At 36.9% G+C, this 17,346-nt stretch carries 16 protein-coding genes and 2 pseudogenes; 13 read left to right on the plus strand and 5 right to left on the minus strand.

Annotated elements, in window-relative coordinates; all coding sequences use genetic code 11:
• Positions 1 to 24: 24 nt before the first annotated feature.
• From HCJ50_RS05990 to HCJ50_RS06005, 4 genes are all read left to right on the plus strand, one after another.
• A complete protein-coding gene (locus tag HCJ50_RS05990; protein ID WP_185344200.1) occupies positions 25 to 1,155 on the plus strand; it encodes an ABC-2 transporter permease in 1,131 nt (376 codons plus the stop codon).
• A 70-nt stretch (positions 1,156 to 1,225) separates the two neighbouring features.
• Positions 1,226 to 1,882 (plus strand): DUF1129 domain-containing protein, encoded by a 657-nt coding sequence (locus tag HCJ50_RS05995; RefSeq protein WP_221636074.1) that lies wholly within the window; start codon positions 1,226 to 1,228, stop codon positions 1,880 to 1,882.
• 97 nt (positions 1,883 to 1,979) lie between these two features.
• Entirely contained in the window at positions 1,980 to 2,714 is a 735-nt protein-coding gene (locus tag HCJ50_RS06000; RefSeq protein ID WP_185380404.1) for a MurR/RpiR family transcriptional regulator, read from the plus strand.
• A 62-nt stretch (positions 2,715 to 2,776) separates the two neighbouring features.
• Positions 2,777 to 3,226 carry a hypothetical protein gene (locus tag HCJ50_RS06005; protein WP_185380403.1) on the plus strand — a complete coding sequence of 150 codons (450 nt, stop codon included), beginning with the start codon at positions 2,777 to 2,779 and terminating at the stop codon, positions 3,224 to 3,226.
• Positions 3,227 to 3,447: 221 nt separating this feature from the next.
• Here HCJ50_RS06005 and HCJ50_RS16075 read toward each other — a convergent pair whose 3' ends face one another.
• Positions 3,448 to 4,251: an Ltp family lipoprotein gene (locus tag HCJ50_RS16075; RefSeq protein WP_376698128.1), complete on the minus strand. Its 804-nt coding sequence runs from the start codon at positions 4,249 to 4,251 to the stop codon at positions 3,448 to 3,450.
• Positions 4,252 to 4,936: 685 nt separating this feature from the next.
• Between HCJ50_RS16075 and HCJ50_RS15745 the strand changes: the two genes are divergently transcribed.
• From HCJ50_RS15745 to HCJ50_RS15645, 5 genes and pseudogenes are all read left to right on the plus strand, one after another.
• The gene (locus HCJ50_RS15745) at positions 4,937 to 5,083 is read left to right on the plus strand and encodes a hypothetical protein (protein ID WP_246456493.1); all 147 of its coding nucleotides are present in this window, start codon (positions 4,937 to 4,939) and stop codon (positions 5,081 to 5,083) included.
• 12 nt (positions 5,084 to 5,095) lie between these two features.
• Positions 5,096 to 6,355 (plus strand): annotated as a pseudogene (locus tag HCJ50_RS06015) (T7SS effector LXG polymorphic toxin); the annotation flags it as partial.
• A 14-nt stretch (positions 6,356 to 6,369) separates the two neighbouring features.
• Positions 6,370 to 6,720: a dihydroorotate dehydrogenase (quinone) gene (locus HCJ50_RS06020; protein ID WP_185380402.1), complete on the plus strand. Its 351-nt coding sequence runs from the start codon at positions 6,370 to 6,372 to the stop codon at positions 6,718 to 6,720.
• Positions 6,721 to 6,800: 80 nt separating this feature from the next.
• The gene (locus HCJ50_RS06025) at positions 6,801 to 7,085 is read left to right on the plus strand and encodes a transposase (protein ID WP_185380401.1); all 285 of its coding nucleotides are present in this window, start codon (positions 6,801 to 6,803) and stop codon (positions 7,083 to 7,085) included.
• 158 nt (positions 7,086 to 7,243) lie between these two features.
• On the plus strand, positions 7,244 to 7,573 hold the full coding sequence (locus tag HCJ50_RS15645) for a transposase (protein WP_185389847.1): 330 nt from the start codon (positions 7,244 to 7,246) through the stop codon (positions 7,571 to 7,573).
• A 168-nt stretch (positions 7,574 to 7,741) separates the two neighbouring features.
• On the opposite strand, the gene HCJ50_RS06040 is transcribed toward HCJ50_RS15645, so the two are convergent.
• From HCJ50_RS06040 to HCJ50_RS15750, 4 genes and pseudogenes are all read right to left on the minus strand, one after another.
• Complete coding sequence (locus HCJ50_RS06040) at positions 7,742 to 9,094, minus strand: PTS sugar transporter subunit IIC (RefSeq protein WP_185380400.1); 1,353 nt, start codon at positions 9,092 to 9,094, stop codon at positions 7,742 to 7,744.
• Between the two features lie 26 nt (positions 9,095 to 9,120).
• Entirely contained in the window at positions 9,121 to 9,423 is a 303-nt protein-coding gene (locus HCJ50_RS06045; RefSeq protein WP_185380399.1) for a PTS sugar transporter subunit IIB, read from the minus strand.
• Between the two features lie 49 nt (positions 9,424 to 9,472).
• Positions 9,473 to 10,927 carry a glycoside hydrolase family 1 protein gene (locus HCJ50_RS06050; protein WP_185380398.1) on the minus strand — a complete coding sequence of 485 codons (1,455 nt, stop codon included), beginning with the start codon at positions 10,925 to 10,927 and terminating at the stop codon, positions 9,473 to 9,475.
• 27 nt (positions 10,928 to 10,954) lie between these two features.
• A pseudogene (locus tag HCJ50_RS15750) lies at positions 10,955 to 11,263 on the minus strand (hypothetical protein).
• 176 nt (positions 11,264 to 11,439) lie between these two features.
• Between HCJ50_RS15750 and abc-f the strand changes: the two are divergent.
• From abc-f to recQ, 4 genes are all read left to right on the plus strand, one after another.
• On the plus strand, positions 11,440 to 13,050 hold the full coding sequence (abc-f, locus tag HCJ50_RS06055) for a ribosomal protection-like ABC-F family protein (RefSeq protein ID WP_185380397.1): 1,611 nt from the start codon (positions 11,440 to 11,442) through the stop codon (positions 13,048 to 13,050).
• Positions 13,051 to 13,107: 57 nt separating this feature from the next.
• On the plus strand, positions 13,108 to 13,638 hold the full coding sequence (locus HCJ50_RS06060) for an ADP-ribose-binding protein (RefSeq protein WP_185380489.1): 531 nt from the start codon (positions 13,108 to 13,110) through the stop codon (positions 13,636 to 13,638).
• 283 nt (positions 13,639 to 13,921) lie between these two features.
• On the plus strand, positions 13,922 to 15,388 hold the full coding sequence (gene guaB, locus HCJ50_RS06065; protein ID WP_185347832.1) for an IMP dehydrogenase: 1,467 nt from the start codon (positions 13,922 to 13,924) through the stop codon (positions 15,386 to 15,388).
• A gap of 159 nt (positions 15,389 to 15,547) precedes the next feature.
• On the plus strand, positions 15,548 to 17,323 hold the full coding sequence (gene recQ / locus HCJ50_RS06070; protein WP_185347830.1) for a DNA helicase RecQ: 1,776 nt from the start codon (positions 15,548 to 15,550) through the stop codon (positions 17,321 to 17,323).
• Positions 17,324 to 17,346: the final 23 nt, after the last annotated feature.

Genomic DNA, 17,346 nt, shown 5'->3' on the forward strand with positions numbered 1-17,346 from the left:
TAAAGTGAGGGGTGAAGGCTAGCAATGTTTAATCGAGGTTTGTGGTATAGAGAATGGCGTAATATGAGGTGGATGCTATTAGGTGTAGCAATATTATTTTTCTTAGGAATTAGTTTGGGTCTTGTCTTAGATGCGGACAGATGGCAAAGTCAAAAAAATTATTATGAGACTAGTGAATTTTTGGAGCAACAAAAAGCAGATCCAGAGTTTAAGACTTCGGATGAAGAGATAAATACTAGTTTGACGGTTGCTTATTTGGCTGTCCCAATGTATACAACTTTTGTGGCAGAGGAATATCAAGAATATATGCCATTTATGTTTTATTTTCAAATGGATATGTTTTTTTCATTGATTAAGATAAGTGTGTTTATTTTAGGCGTTTTAGCTATTATTTTTGAACGGTATACGCGAGGAAATCGGATTACAGCAGCACTGCCGTATAAAAGAACACATATTGTTGGTGTAAAATTGATTTTGGGGATTGCGACGATTACATTAAGTTATATTATTTCAACTGCACTTGGTTGGCTATATTTTTTAAAACATGTGCCAAGTGAATATATTCAACTAGATATAGCGAAATTTTGGATGGATATAGCAGGTGGATTATCATCGTTTATTCTTATTTTTTTAGTAGCAGTATTAATTGGATTGTTAATTGGTTCGCCGATTGCAGCTGCAGCAGTGGCTTTTGGGGTTACTTTATCACCTAATGTGATAAATCCGATGCTTGATAATATCTATAATTATATTTGGCCGAATGCTGGTGAAGCAGGAATGGCTACTTTACTTAGATTTGAAGATTATTTAAATGTTTTTACATTGTTTTCGTTTGAATCTGTTGCGATTGGGCCAGTGATATTTAGTATCATTTTAAATATAATGATGGTTCTAGCTATTTTAATTTTATATAAAAAACAGCATATCGAGCGTAGTGGCTACTTATTTGCATTTCCTTGGGTAAAATGGCCGTTTCTTATAATATTGTCATTAGTTCTTGGTATTGCAATAGCGAATTTGGCTACCGCGAATACAGATTTAAGTTTTGTTGCCTATATTTGTTGGGGGATAGGTTCAATAATTGTTATTTTTATTTTAATGATGTATCTTTTGCGCAAATTACGGGGACTTTTTCAAGGAGCGAAAATGAATTGAAAAAATAGCTTTTTTATAGCTGATAAGTCCGGTATAATAGAAGGTAGTATAAGTGAGGGAGGATTTAGCATTGACCACAGAAACGAATAAACCGCAATTGGCTGAACTAAAGGCTGAATTAACAAAGCGGAATTTGCAATATGTAATGGAAGTCGAAAAGCATTTGCGCGGCACTCATTACGGTGAAGAACAGCGAGAAACCATCATCTATGAAATGTGTGAAAAGATTTTAGCAGAACAGAAAAAAGGCATAACAGCAAGAAAATTATTTAATTTAACACCAACAGAATATGTTGTTTCTTTAGACGTAAAAGCAGAACAAGTAGAACAAAATACCGATAAATGGTGGCTAGTACTAGACGGTGGTTTGCTCGTACTTGGAGCGATGATGTTAATTTCTGGAGTTAGTGCTTTTTTTCAAAAAAATGCGCAGACTTTGGGGATTATTGTACTTCTAATTACAGCAGTAGTCGGCGGTTTTGCAATGCTGATTTTACGTAAATATGCTTCCAATATGCGTGCTGGGCAAAAAGGCGGCACAGTAAAATACTTACTTGTTGCAGTTGGAGTCATTGCTGTATGGATGTTTGTAATGACCATTGTTCAAGTGACAATTCCTCCAAATATCAACGTAGCATTAAGTCCGATGGTTAATACGGTTGGCGGTGCGATTATTATTGCCCTTCGATTCTATGTAAAGAAAAAGAAAAATATTCCATCTTTATAAGAAGGATACGGACAGATGACCTAATTTGCATATTGCGAGGTGGTCATCTGTTTTTTATTTCCCGGGAAATACTGATTTGGATGAGGTGAATAGATTTATGTTTTCCTATGAAGTAATTAGGCAGTTTACAGAGACAGAACATCATTTATACCGATACATAATGGATAATAGAGATAAAGTTATGTTTATGCGGGTTCGTGAGCTTTCGGAAGCAACCCATGTATCACCAGCTTCTATTGTGCGTTTCACTAGAAAAGTTGGTTGTGAGGGGTTTTCGGAGTTTAAAGTGAAGCTGAAGCAAGAAGCAACTCGAGGTGAAAAGAAAAAAACAGCAGACACAGTCGAAGTCTTAGAAGAATTTTTTGAACGAACGATGAATCGGGATTATGATCAAGTCCTAGATGCAGCTGCTGAAATTATTAATGAGGCAGACTTAGTTGTGTTTTTTGGAATTGGGACATCAGGAATTTTAGCGGAATATGGCAGTCGCTTTTTTTCCAATATGAAAAAACGGACATTTTATATTAAAGATCCATTTTATCCTAATCCGGGAGAACAATTTAAAAATAAAGCTGTAATGATTATTTTATCTGTATCAGGGGAAACGGATCAGGTACTTGAGCAGGCGCAGAATATGCAGCAATATGGTAGCCGGATTATTAGTATCACCAATACAAGTCACAATACACTTGCAGGATTATCAGATGTCAATATTCCGTACTATGTAACACAGGAAATGGTTGATAGAACGAATATTACAACACAAATCCCGGTATTATTTTTACTAGAGGCAATGGCAAAAAAGAACTATAATCAGGAGCAGGTAGAATAACTTCATAAAATTTTTTCTATACATCGTGATTAACATATTATTTAATAAAGGAGAAGATTATGTTGGAACAACCATTTAATTCTGAAAGTCAGGATGCGCCAGATGAACAAAAAAATTTTTGGAAAAAAAGTGCGGTTGTGCGCCAGTTGACAGTGGCTCTAGGTATTATGAGTTTGCTGATAGGGGTTTTTACTTTATTTACTACGGTTCCTATGGTTGGTAGACTACTTATTATCTCTGGTAATTTATTATTATATGTTTTTGGGATAATTATGCTGCTTATTACTACAGCATATTTCGTTTTCAGTTATTTTTGTTTCAAAAATTTTGCCCGTTTGCGTCGGTTGGGACTTCCCAAAAAACGAATGTACATTATCATTATTATTTGTATGGGGCTTTCTTTAATAGCAACAATTATTAGTTGGTCAATCCCAATAATTGAGTTAATTTATCTTTTTTTAGCAATACTGCCATTAGTGAATATTTCTAGAATTAAGAAAGAAAATGCTTGATAGAAATTGAAAATGGTATACGGAATGATTTAAAAATTCTAGTAGAGAAAACAAATAAGGTTTCCAGCCAAAATTAGGGGTGGAAGCCTTATTTGTTTTATTTAAAATTGGAGCTGTCAAAAAAGTGGAGTGGCAAGAGAAAAGTAGACATATAAATTAAGCGAATTCGTTAATCGCTTCACATTCATGACGCACACTACACATTTATCAGGACTTATTTTTTATTTAGATAAATTTTTGATTGCATAATCAGCTTCTTCAGCAGTGAATTGCTCACCAGCATCAGATGTTAATTGATCGCGAATTGCTTCGGGTGCCATAGACATAGTCTTTTGATATTCCTCTGCTTTGGCTAGGGCGTTTGCATTGTAATCTGCTTTTAAATTATCAACAGCATATTGACCAGCCTCTGCGGAGAATTTTTCACCATGCTCTGATGTAAGTTGATTGTATATACCAGCTTTGGACATGTTCATCATAGAAGAATATTGTTCTGCTTTTGTTAAGGCTGATTTATATTCTGCTGGAACACTTGACTCATCTAAATTATCATCTGAATCTTCCGTGAGTTCCATATCGCTCTCCATAAGAGTAACAGTTTCCACCTTATTCAATACGCCATTTTTAATAAATTGTCCATCAAAAGTTTTATCAGCTTCTTTTATTTTCTCTTGTACTTTTTCGCTTTGTTTATGGAGTGGCAATGTTGTAAATGTGAGTGTATATTTACCAGGTTTTACATTTTTAAAAGTTCCTTTCATGCCGCCCAGAACGCCAATTTCACCGGTCTGTTTTTCTAATCTGGTACCATCATCAGATTTCGCGGAAATTTCGAATAACATGCCACTCGGTAAATCTGTATCAATATTCGCTTTAATAGTGTTGTTGCTCGTTTTTGTCTTTTCTTTAATTGCATCTCCGTATCGCTCCGTTTTCTTAGCGTCTTCTGTGTCAGATTGAGCGCTACATGCGGTAAGCAACATAACGCTGATAAGCAGAAGTAAAGCCATCAATCCCTTTTTCAAATAAATCCCTCATCCCTTTTTATTTTTATGAATTCAATATAGTTCATTATATCATCGTAGTTTTCTTCTGTAAAAGCACCTTCATTCTATTAAAAAAGGACAGAAAATAATATCTTTTTTAACGGTATGGAGTGATCATTCATTGATTTTCTTTAATGGGGAATTTTTTATATTAGTAAGTATTATTTTGCTTGTTATTAATAAACTTACCAATAGAAAGTGCGGGAATTATTTTTAAAAGGGAAAAAATAAAGAATTCAAAAATAGTTCATTGACCTTTATGCTATTTTAGTTATGGCTTGTATTTATATCCTTATTAGGAAGGAGAACTCAATTTTTGAGATATCAAAATGCTAAAAAAACTGAGCGCTAATGCTGATTATCATGAATATAACCTCATTAAGATTGTGCAGACAGAGTATTGATTCGGAGCTGACAACATCGGAGTATAAGAAGTACCATTTTTTCATTCTGTTAGAAGATGATGGAAGGCTAAAGATCTTAAATTAAGTTTGGAGGTCTTTTTTAGCACTCTTGATTAGCTGAATATGGCTTTTCTAGCAATTCTCTTTGTGAATGATATAATAAGAACAGGAGAATGGACTCCTATAACACTAACAGAGAGGATGCGGATACATGGAACGGGAGCAACAACTTATGTCAAGACACAGGGAGCTGACACTCATTGAGTCGAATTGACATTGCCGAATTAACCGAATTTCTACATAACTTGAAGAAAAGTAACGAGGAAGCAAGAACGATGCTGAAAAATATCCAAACTGCCGCCGCCACCGATACTAGTTTAAAAGGAAAAGCTATAACCACCTCATAAACTTATTTTCAGGAAACCTATCCAGTGATTTGTAAAATACTTATCGAAGCATTGAATGAAAGTGAGGACAGACTGGAGCGATACATCCGAGAGTTTGGAGAACAGGTGGATCCGTCGCCTAATTCCAGAGTGGATGCCCAGTTGCTACAAGAATTAATGGATAAAGTGGCAGTCATCAAGCGAAAACAGGAAGACTTACTACTAAGAATGTCTGCTGGTACAGGCACATTATATGAAGGTCAGCAACAAAGCCTTCGAACGCAATTCACAGATGCCATAGAACAAGAGAATATCTTAGAACGTTATATTACGTTTGAACAAAGCCATGCGAACTTTTTCGACTCGTTAAGTGAACTTATCTATCAAGCGAAGAAAGCCATACAAGAATTAACTGATCATGTTACCTTTAACAGCCAAACAGGTACATATGGGTTAGAGAAGCTAGACACTACTCGATTTGAAGCATTACAAGAATTGTTGCCTAAAAAGAAAAAATACAACTTTAATGAGTACGAAATTAGGTATAACGGTGCTATCCATATTTTATTGAAGAACGGAATAGTCGATGTAGAAGCCACGAATGCCTACAATGAAGCCATGAAAAACGGCGAACTGCCTAAAGTATCCAATCAAGCAACCGAAAGCGCCGAAGCAATCAAGGCCGTCGTTGCAGCTCTCCAAAAAGGCCGAGACCCCATCACCGGACAGCAAATAAGCAAAGCACAGAGTTTCGGCATTATCGTAGGCTTAGTCTATATGTACGCAGGAGGCAGATACAAAGGAAGAAAAATAAAAATCCCTAAAAGCGCACTTGAGAACTTGGAGAGGGGAAAAGTGTTTAAGGATAAGAAGGCTAGTGGGGCAAAGGTTCCAAACCTATCTTCTTTATCGGAGAAACAACAATTAAAACTCGCAAATAAATACAAGAAAAAAGCCCCTATTTCAATTCCAGATGATGCTAAAATAAAAGCACAGACGAAAAAGGCGGGTTATGAACAAATATCTTATAAGTGGAAAGAAAATGGTATCACTTATGAAGTTAGATGGCACACTAGAACGCCGGGAGCACCAGAGGAGCAAGGAAATACTTTTGTAGTTGAAAAGACTATTCCAGGCAATGCGAATGGAAAACTGAGGGTTCAACAAATATTGGTCGGACCAGACAAATGGATTAGTAGAATCGAATGGGAAAAAGCCATGACTGCCAGAAAAAAAGGTGTAAGTACGCTGGAGCAAGATAAAATGTTATCTAATGGACATTGGGATGAATAGAAAGGAGCTAAATTATGGATGACTATTATAAGGGGTTTGAAGGGAATCCCGAAATAGATTTTTATACTTATAAAGATAATGGCGAAAAAATAGGGTTAGAAATATGGGAAGGATATTTTAATGAAATTATGCAAGAAATTAAACCTGTTAACGGAAAATGGAGGTCGTTAGCATACTATTACCATTTATATGAAGGGTGGTATGATGAAAGTCCGTGGGAAATACCAAATAATAAAGAAGCATTAGAATTACTAGAAACGGTTGAAACATCTCAGTTAGATGTCATCCCACAAGAAATCCTACTAAAATTAATAAAGCTATTAAAAGAAAACATAAATAATACTATTTACATTGAATATGATTAATTATTGTGTATAAAAAATAACTCGGGCTATGGCACATTTTTCTTGACTATCAGTTACATTACCGGCAGGAATGACCTCTATTGAGAAAAACGTATGATCGTGAATTTAAACGGAAGATTTCTCAAGATATTCTTGAGAAGAAAGTAACTATCAAGAGAATTTCTGAAGAATATAATATCTCTCGTCCAACAATTTCTCGGTGGTTTTCAGAATATCATCGATACGAAAAAAAGGCTTTTGCCGGACAAGGAAAAAGATTACCTGATAAAGCAGATTTCTACATTCTTGAACAGGAAAATAAACGGCTAAAAGAGGAAAATGAAATTTTAAAAAAGTTCAAAACGTCTGTGAAGCAAAAAAAGTAGTTCGTTTTGAGTTTGTTCACAAACATCATCAACAGTATTCAGTTCAAGCTTTGTGCAGGATTTTAAATGTAAGTAGGCAAGGATATTATTTATGGCGGAATCGTTTCCCAAGTAAGACCCAACTCCGCCCTAATTTTTTAAGAGAAAATAGTAAACGAGTGTTCTATGAAAACAAAGATCGATATGGATCCCCAAGAATCGCTCAACAGCCTTACGATGAAGGAATCGAGACCAATAAACGTGTTGTGGCTGTCCTAATGCGTGGAATGAATTTATGCGCCAAAGAAGTTCATCGATGCTGTTTGGGTGACGGATATTACTTTCATTCCTTGAGTAGTCATGGCCGCCTTTATTTGTCCACCTATATTGACTTAGCCATTCGTATTCCGCGTTGCTATATGGTTGATTCACATATGAAAAAAGACATTGTCGTCCAACCGTTACAAATTTACAAAGGAGAGACTGGGACAAAAGAGGCTCTACAATGAAAAACAAGCAGAAATCATGTCTATTCCATTTTTCGAAATGGCTCTATACGATGATTTCTGCTTTTCTATTTTCCAATTTTTATTGCTGAGTTTTAGTTATGTCCCAGCCTCATTCCTACGATTAGTCAAGTAAAGCCTACTTAGCTAATCATGCAAAAATCACCCTGTCTATTTTTCAGTTGAAGCTGTTGCGTTTGCGTCCATTGCGGCATCACTCGCGGCAATTTTATTTGAGACAATGACGAATGGTAGATAAATGACTGTCGCGACGGCGAGACATAGCAGTCCGACCAGAAGCGCGAGCCAATTTCCTCCTGTACCTAGGAATGGAATCAGTGGTCCTGGTGTCGTCCAAGGCACTTGATAGGCGACAGGGGGGATTAATTTTGTTGTGATAAAGAAATAACCAATTAATGTGTTGATAGCTGGTGTAATAATAAACGGAATAACCATAATCGGGTTTAATACGATTGGCAAACCGAAAATAACAGGTTCGTTGATATTAAAAATTCCTGGTGCTAGAGAAAGTTTTGCAATATCACGGTAGTCTGCACGACGAGAAGCAATAAAGATGGCAATTAATAGCCCAAGTGTCATACCAGATCCGCCGTAGTTTGCAAATCCGTCATTTAAACCTGCCCAAGTTGCCGGATAAGGCGCGCCCCAAGCGGAACCATGCTCGGCGACATAAGATAAGTTATCTAAGTTTGGTTCGGTGAAAATAGTGTCACGAATGGCTGCAACTGTGTTTGGCCCGTGAATCCCAAGAACCCATAGTAAGTTAGATACTAGACCAATGATAATAACAGAGAACACGTTTGTCCCCATATCTTTAAGAGGTGCTTGAATAACTGTGTAAACAAGATCATTTAATCCTTCTGGGGCTACAAGAGTAATAAGATAGTTAATGACAGAAAACAGAATTGTAATGATAATAACAGGAATTAGTACTTTGAATGAACGAGCAACAGCTGGAGGTACTTGAGCAGGCATTTTAATCATTAAACGAGGGGATCTTGCAAGGCGACTAAATACTTCCCCAGTGATAATAGCAACAATAATTGCTACGAAAAGCCCTTGAGCACCAAGAAATTTGATGGTCATATAAGTAACATCGTCAACAACGGTATAAGGTGTATAAACAATGAAGAAAGCGCCAATTGCAGTGAGTCCGCAAAGCAAATCATCTTGTTTAAAGAAAATGGCAAGATTTCGAGCGACTAAAAATACAATTAGAATTGCCATAATATTTGTAGATCCTTGCAATACAGGGGAGAAAATAGCCTGTGCATCGGCTAAATTAGGGAAAATTTTCCCAAGAAATAAGATTTTCGCAATAAAGCCATCTGGTGATAATACTGCGAAGTTAATCAACGTAATAATGGAACCAGCCATAATTAATGGAAAAACCAAAATAAATGCATCACGAATAGCGGCAATATGGCGCTGAGAATTCAATTTATTCGCAACCGGTACTAGAACACGTTCCATTCCATGTTCAAATTTTGTCATTATACTCATTTTAAAACCTCCCTATTTATCTAAAATTATTTAATCTCTGCAAAGGCTTTTTCTAGAACTGCTTTCCCGTTTAACATGCCATAATCTTTCATATCAATAACAACAACAGGGATACGTCCTTGTACAAGCTCATTTACTTGTGGTTTTTGGTAGCGAACTTGAGGTCCAAGCATAACAATATCCATTGTATCAATCACGCTACTAGCTTCAGAAACAGGCAATGCATCAATTTCAATTTCTTCCCCGATAGAATTTGCGTGCGCTTTCATTTTAGTCACAAGTAAACTGGTGGACATTCCTGCTGCACAAACAAGCAATATTTTTTTCATAAATAATTCCCTCCCAAGAAAAATTAGTGGAGCGAAGAGAGAACAAGACTTATTTGTCCTGTTCTTCTACTAAATTAGCTCCGTTTGTTTCTATTGTTTTTTTATACCAGTAAAAACTGTCTTTTTTATAGCGTTTTAGTTCTTTTTCATCATTTTCATCGCGGTCAACATAAACAAAACCATAGCGTTTTTGATAGCCATTTAACCAACTAAGTAAGTCAGTGAAGCTCCAAGTGCAGTAACCAAGCATTTCTACTCCATCTGTAATTGCTTCTTGAATTGCTATAGCGTGGGCGCGAATATAGCCAATTCGGTATTTATCATGCACTTGATAATCTTCTGTTAAGTTATCATATTCTCCAAGACCATTTTCTGTAATCATAATGGGTAATTTATAACGGTTGGTAATTCTACGTAAACCAATGCGAAGTCCAGTTGGATCAATATCCCAGTCCCAATTAGTTTTTTCAAGATAAGGATTATTGGTGTTTTTGTATAACCCTGGGATTCCAGTCTCTTCGGAAGTGCCTTTTTCGCCAGTAGTGTTCATTTTTCCAGAACCAACACCATTTTTGCCATTAAAAGCGTGTGTCATCGAACGATAATAGTTCACGCCCATAAAGTCGGGTTTCCCTTGTTTTAGAAGTTCTGTATCACTTGGTAAAATCTCCGGTGCTAGACCATGCTCCTCTAGCCAGTTCCAAGTAGCTCGAGGATATTCCCCCCAGGTATAAACATCCATCCAGAAATGGGCATTAAATTCTTCGGAGTTTTCAGCAGCTAAGACGTTAGCAGGGTTGGCATCAATCGCGTAGCTTGGTCCGTAAGCAAAACTCGGGCCGATTTTTCCAGATGTACCTAGTTCGCGAAATTTAGCAATAGCAGAAGCGTTTGCCAAGTTTGCGTGATGATTTGCTGCAAACATGCGCTTATCGTCAGAAATACCGGGTGGATGATAGGCCAATTTGTAGCCATGCGAGATAAAGACGTTTTGCTCGTTTAGTGTCACCCAGTATTTTACTCGACCATTAAAGCGTTTGAAAAGTAGGGCAGCATAGGTAGTAAAATCTTCTACTACTTTGCGCGATTCCCATCCGCCATACTCATCTTGAAGCCCTTGTGGAATATCCCAATGATAAAGTGTCACAATAGGTTCAATCCCATAAGAAAGCAGCTCGTCAATCAAACTATCATAAAATGCCAGCCCAGCTTCATTAATCTTTCCATTTCCGTGCGGGATAACCCTGCTCCAAGCAACAGAAAAACGATATGCTTTTAAGCCTTGTTCCGCCATTAACGCTACATCTTCTTTATAACGATGGTAATTGTCCACCGCCACATCTCCATTTGTTTCTTTGAATGTTGTTCCAGGAATACGAACAAATTCATCCCATACAGATGGTCCTTTGCCATCCTCATTCCAGGCACCTTCGACTTGGTACGCTGCAGAAGCTGATCCCCATAAAAAGTCTTTAGGGAAAGGTTTTAGCTTATTATGTTCCATTGTGGCACCTCCAAAAAATATATATGATTAGTATGTTTTAGTTATGCTTGCCTTACTAATGTAAACGGTTTCGGTCGCTTGGTAAATAGATTTTGGCATTTTGGGTTCGTGTTTCATATTAATGGTATAAATTTCTAATATGAAACGCTGTGTTTCACGCATGTGATAAAAAGAACAATTGACATTTAGCATTGCATCCCTTATTCTAGAAATATTAATGAAAAGAGGTGAGATGACATGTTTCTTTTAAAAGCACGAACTAGTATAGCTAAATATTTGTATATTGTCCGTGCAATTTTTTCCGTTATTGCAGTTACATTGGTGAAGTCTGCCCAAAAAACTGTATAACTAGAAAAAATGAGAGAAGCATGGAGTCACACAATCGGTTTGTATAGTGCTAAGTTAGTATTGTACTTATAATTGGCGGCAGGCGCTTGTCTGGCGCTTTTTTGTTGTCTAAAAATGTTTCACGTGAAACATTTCTGTGCTTCCTTGGATAAATGGAGGATAAGATGACAATTATAGCAATGAATAATGTAGTAAAGAGTTTTGCAGGGGATTTAATTTTAGATAAAGTATCACTTCAATTAGAAGAAGGGGAACGTGTTGGGTTAATCGGTCGAAATGGTGAAGGGAAAAGTACCATTTTAAAAATTTTAAAAGGGCTAGAAGAAGTTGATAGTGGTATTGTTACACATAAAAAGGGTGCGAAAATTGGACTTTTAGAGCAATTGTCTACAGTGGATTCGGAACTGATTGTTGAGGAGTATTTGCGAACAAGTTTTGGGGAACTGCATTCATTAGAACAAGAACTTCGAGGATTAGAACTAGAGATGGCGACAAATTCAAATGATAAATTAATGAATCGTTATGGTGACAAAGTGACACTATTTGGAGAACTTGGTGGCTATGAAATGGACGCTAATTTAAATAAAGTAGTGAATGGTTTAGGTATCAAGCAACTTATAACAAGGCGATGGGGGGAGCTAAGTGGTGGAGAGAAAACAAAAGCAGCATTAGCGCATTTATTACTCCAGAAGACAGATTTATTATTACTAGATGAGCCAACTAATCATTTGGATTTTTTGGCAGTAGAGTGGCTAACGGAATTTTTGCAACATTATGCAGGTACAGTGTTTGTGGTATCTCATGACAGATACTTTTTAGATGAAGCAGTTCAAAAAATGGTGGAATTAGAAAATAAGGAGCTAATTATTTACAATACCAATTTTTCCGGCTATTTAAAAGAACGAGAAGCACGTTTGTTACGAGAATTCCAAGATTATAAAGATCAACAAAAGAAAATCAAAAAAATGGAAAAGGCAATTAAGCAACTTAGAATATGGGCAATGGCATCAAATCCGCCTAGTGATGCGATGTTTCGGCGAGCAAAAAATATGGAAAAAGCCTTGGACCGAATAGTGACAGTAAAAAAACCAACTTTGACACAGAAACAAATGCAGTTACAATTTGATGAGGCGAGGCGTAGTGGACAAGAAGTAGTAGTAATGAAAGGTGTAAGCAAGGCTTTTGCAGATAAAACAATTGTAAAAGACGTGTCAGTACAAATTATGCAAGGGGAACGAATAGCGCTTATTGGCGAAAATGGTACAGGTAAAACGACGCTTCTAAAAATGATTGAGGGGTTAGTTGTTCCAGATGCCGGTTTCATTAAAGTTGGTCCAAGCGTTAAAGTTGCATATCTTTCTCAGCAAATGGAAGAACTAAATCCAGAAATAACTGTCCTTGAAGCTTTTCGAGATAAAGTGGCTGTAACTGAAGGAGAAGCGAGAAAAATGTTAGCGGGATTTTTGTTTTATGGTGAAATGGTATTTCGAAAAGTTGGAAATATTAGCGGTGGGGAACGAATGAGACTTAGATTAGCTAGTTTTATCCATATGCCTATCAATACACTGATTTTGGATGAGCCGACCAATCATTTAGATATTGTTTCTCGGGAGGTTTTAGAAGAAGCAATTAAATTATTTTCAGGAACAGTTATAACAGTTTCGCATGATCGCTATTTTATGGATCAGCTTTGTTCTAAAGTAATTTGGCTTGAAAATCAGCAGCTAACAGTTTATGAAGGGAATTATAGTTATGCGATAACTAAACGAAATTAGTCGCTTAGCTGGAAATTCGCATTAAAATAAATTAAAATGAAGAAAAGAGGTGATGAAGTGAAGCTAACAATTGTAAAAGGTGATATTACTGAACAAGATGTCGATGTTATTGTGAGTGCAGCTAATTCAGGACTTTTAGGTGGAGCTGGAGTGGATGGAGCGATTCATCAGGCAGCAGGTCCAGCTTTATTAAAAGAATGCCAAGAAGTCATTAATCGAATTGGTTCATGTCCAGCTGGGGAAGCAGTTATCACTTCAGCAGGCGATTTAAAAGCCAACTATATAATACATGCGGTAGGGCCAGTCTGGAAGGGCGGCGAGCATCAGGAAGCAAATAAGTTGGCATCTTGCTATTGGAAGGCTTTAGATTTGGCTGCTGGTAAAGACTTAACATCTATTGCATTTCCGAATATCTCGACAGGTGTATATGGCTTTCCTAAAGAAATAGCTGCGGAAGTGGTGCTATATACAATACGAAAATGGATAGAAGAAGAGTACGAATCAAGTATTAAAGAAATTCGATTTGTATGCTTTGATGATGAAAATTTTGCTTTGTACAATAAATTAAGTAAAAGTGAAACCGTTTAAGGATAATTATCTTAAGCGGTTTTAAAATGTTTCACGTGAAACATTTTTTACTATATTTTCTGAATAAAACAATAAAAGAAAACCTTCTTGACATAGCTCCAAGCTTCTTGTAACATCATATTCAATAACTAAAAAATACATTGGCTATTTCAGCATGATTATAGAAGTACAAGTCGCATGATGTGGATATTCTCCACCATTTTTTCTTTATGAAAATAGAGAAAAGATGATGCGTTTTTTCTATATAAAAAGCTAGCGCCATAAAAAGGAGTGTTTGCGACCCATGTGGGAATCAAAATTTGCAAAAGAAGGCTTAACATTTGATGATGTTTTACTCGTTCCAGCAAAATCGGACGTATTACCAAATGATGTAGATTTAAGTGTAGAAATGGCGCCATCACTTAAATTAAACGTACCAATTTGGAGTGCGGGAATGGATACAATTACGGAGGCTAAAATGGCGATTGCAATTGCTCGCCAAGGCGGAATTGGTGTCGTTCATAAGAATATGAGCATTGAGCAACAAGCAGAAGAGATTGAAAAGGTTAAGCGATCTGAAAGTGGTGTTATTATTGATCCTTTCTACCTTACTCCAGATCATCAAGTTTTTGCAGCGGAGCATTTAATGGGGAAATACCGGATTTCAGGTGTTCCAATCGTAAACAATGAGAATGAGCGCAAGTTAGTTGGGATTTTAACTAACCGAGACTTACGCTTTATTTCTGATTATTCGACAGTGATTAAAGATGTTATGACAAAAGAAAACCTAGTGACTGCACCAGTTGGGACAACGCTAAAACAAGCAGAGAAAATTTTACAAAAGCATCGTATTGAGAAATTGCCACTTGTTGATGAAGCTGGAATCTTAAAAGGATTAATCACTATTAAAGATATTGAGAAAGTAATAGAGTTTCCAAATTCTGCAAAAGATATGCACGGCCGACTTCTTGCAGCGGCAGCAGTAGGAATTACGAACGATACATTTGTACGTGTTGAAAAGTTAGTAGAAGCTGGCGTAGATGCCATTGTTATTGATACTGCGCACGGACATTCAGCAGGTGTTATCAACAAAATTTCTGAGATTCGTAAAGCTTTTAAAGATATTGTTATTGTTGCAGGAAATGTTGCTACAGCCGAGGGAGCACGTGCTCTTTTCGAAGTTGGCGTTGATATTGTGAAAGTGGGAATTGGACCAGGTTCGATTTGTACGACTCGAGTAGTTGCAGGCGTGGGAGTTCCGCAAATTACTGCTATTTATGACTGTGCAACCGTTGCGCGCGAATTTGGTAAAACCATTATTGCAGATGGTGGCATTAAATATTCTGGGGACATCGTGAAAGCATTGGCTGCTGGTGGTAATGCCGTTATGCTCGGAAGTATGCTCGCTGGTACAGATGAAAGCCCTGGTGAAACAGAAATTTTCCAAGGTCGTCAATTTAAAACTTACCGTGGCATGGGAAGTCTGGCCGCTATGGAGCATGGTTCTAAAGATCGTTATTTCCAAGCGGATGCTAAAAAGTTAGTTCCAGAAGGTATTGAAGGTCGTGTTCCTTATAAAGGTTCTGTTGCAGATATTATCTTCCAATTGGTTGGAGGAATTCGTTCGGGAATGGGTTATACTGGCTCAGCAGACTTGAAACATCTTCGTGAGGAAGCTGCATTTGTTCGTATGACTGGTGCTGGGCTACGTGAAAGTCATCCACATGATATCCAAATTACGAAAGAAGCACCAAATTATAGTATTTCTTAAGTGTAAAAAAACAGAAATCTCTTTAAAAAGGGGTTTCTTTTTTTATTTTCTATTCTAAAAAATACAAATCAACGCTAAAAAACGAATTTCTTCAAAAAGCTTCAATTACTATCGGAAAACAGCTATACTATTCCTATAGAGGGGGCGTGAAAAAAGATAATGATAGAGCAAGCAAAAGTAATTTTACAACAAAATTTTGGTTATCAAGATTTTCGGGATGGTCAAGTAGATGTCATTTCCAAACTTTGCGCAGGAGAAGATGCCCTCGCAATCATGCCAACAGGTGGTGGGAAGTCACTTTGTTATCAAATTCCTGCACTGTTATTTGATGGATTAACTATTGTTGTTTCTCCACTTATTTCACTGATGAAAGATCAAGTGGATGCGCTGGTTTCTGAAGGAATTGCCGCCACTTTTATCAATAGTACATTGACGACTCACGAAATCAACCTTCGTTTAGACGCTGCTTTTTCAGGAGAAGTTAAGATGCTCTATATTGCACCAGAACGAATCGAAACGCCAGGCTTTCAGCGACTAATCGAACAAGTACCGATTTCCTTATTCGCAATTGATGAAGCTCACTGTATTTCGCAGTGGGGACACGATTTTAGACCAAGTTATTTAACGTTATGTGATAGTTTAGATAGAATGAAAAAAAGACCACTTGTTATCGCGCTAACAGCAACTGCAACTCAAGCTGTTTCAGATGATATTTGCCGTTTGTTAAAAATAGGGCAAAATTCCGTCGTGAAAACAGGATTTTCTAGAGATAATTTAGCTTTTCAAGTAGTTAAAGGACAAGACAAAGATAAATATTTGATAGATTACTTATCAAAGAATAAAACAGAATCTGGCATTATTTATGCTTCGACTCGCAAAGAGGTTGAGCGGCTCCATGCGTTTCTGCTTAAAAAAGGCGTTGAATCTGGAATGTACCACGGTGGCATGACTGATTTAGCAAGACAAGAGTGGCAAGAAAAATTTCTATACGATGATATTCGTGTAATCGTTGCTACAAATGCATTTGGAATGGGAATTAATAAATCCAATGTGCGCTTTGTTATTCACTATAACATTCCTCGAAATATTGAAGCATACTACCAAGAAGCTGGACGAGCCGGTCGTGATGGCGTTCCAAGTGATTGTATTTTACTTTTTTCACCACAAGATAGTCGGATACAGCAGTTTTTAATTGAGCAATCTGAACTGGATGAAGAACGTAAGCAGAATGAATTTGCCAAACTACGCCAAATGACGGGGTATGGTTATACAGAAATTTGCTTACAAAAATATATCGTCCAATATTTTGGCGATGATGAGGAAAATTGTGGTAAATGTAGTAATTGTTTAGACATTAGAGAGGCAACAGATGTGACGATTCAGGCTCAACAAGTTTTCTCCTGCATTAAAAGAATGGGAGAACGCTTTGGAAAGGTGTTAATTGCCAAAGTATTAACTGGTTCGGCTGATCAAAAAGTAAAGGACTGGCGATTTGATGAACTCAGCACATATGGCTTAATGAAAGAGGACTCTCAAAAAGACGTATTGCAGCTTATCGACTACCTCATAGCTGAAAAATATTTACAACCAACTGACAGCCAGTTTCCATCATTAAAATTAACTGATCGTGCTGTTTCCGTACTGCGAGGCGAATTAAAAGTAGCACGAAAACAAGCGAAACGAGCAGAAAAAGTGAAGCTAGCAGTAAATAGTAGTTTATTTGAACAACTTCGGGAAGTACGAAGAGAGTTAGCTTCCAAGCATAAAGTTCCACCATATATCATTTTTTCTGATGAGACCTTGCGAGAAATGTGTGCTTACTTACCGCAAGATGAAGAGGCGCTTTTAGAAGTTAAAGGAATTGGTGCAATGAAACGGGACAAATACGGAGCGGCATTTTTGGCAGTTTTGCAACAAGAAGCAGTGAAAGAATAGACGAATTATGTTACGATAAATAG

The sequence above is a fragment of the Listeria immobilis genome, from assembly GCF_014322765.1.
Lineage (GTDB): Bacteria > Bacillota > Bacilli > Lactobacillales > Listeriaceae > Listeria > Listeria immobilis.

Excerpts from the sequence above, each read along its gene's own strand:
- HCJ50_RS06045 (WP_185380399.1), bottom strand. The coding sequence starts at position 9,423 with ATGAAAAAAATATTGCTTGTTTGTGCAGCAGGAATGTCCACCAGTTTA.
- HCJ50_RS06050 (WP_185380398.1), bottom strand. The coding sequence starts at position 10,927 with ATGGAACATAATAAGCTAAAACCTTTCCCTAAAGACTTTTTATGGGGA.
- HCJ50_RS06020 (WP_185380402.1), top strand. The coding sequence starts at position 6,370 with ATGGATGACTATTATAAGGGGTTTGAAGGGAATCCCGAAATAGATTTT.
- HCJ50_RS05990 (WP_185344200.1), top strand. The coding sequence starts at position 25 with ATGTTTAATCGAGGTTTGTGGTATAGAGAATGGCGTAATATGAGGTGG.
- HCJ50_RS06040 (WP_185380400.1), bottom strand. The coding sequence starts at position 9,094 with ATGAGTATAATGACAAAATTTGAACATGGAATGGAACGTGTTCTAGTA.
- HCJ50_RS06000 (WP_185380404.1), top strand. The coding sequence starts at position 1,980 with ATGTTTTCCTATGAAGTAATTAGGCAGTTTACAGAGACAGAACATCAT.
- guaB (WP_185347832.1), top strand. The coding sequence starts at position 13,922 with ATGTGGGAATCAAAATTTGCAAAAGAAGGCTTAACATTTGATGATGTT.
- recQ (WP_185347830.1), top strand. The coding sequence starts at position 15,548 with ATGATAGAGCAAGCAAAAGTAATTTTACAACAAAATTTTGGTTATCAA.
- abc-f (WP_185380397.1), top strand. The coding sequence starts at position 11,440 with ATGACAATTATAGCAATGAATAATGTAGTAAAGAGTTTTGCAGGGGAT.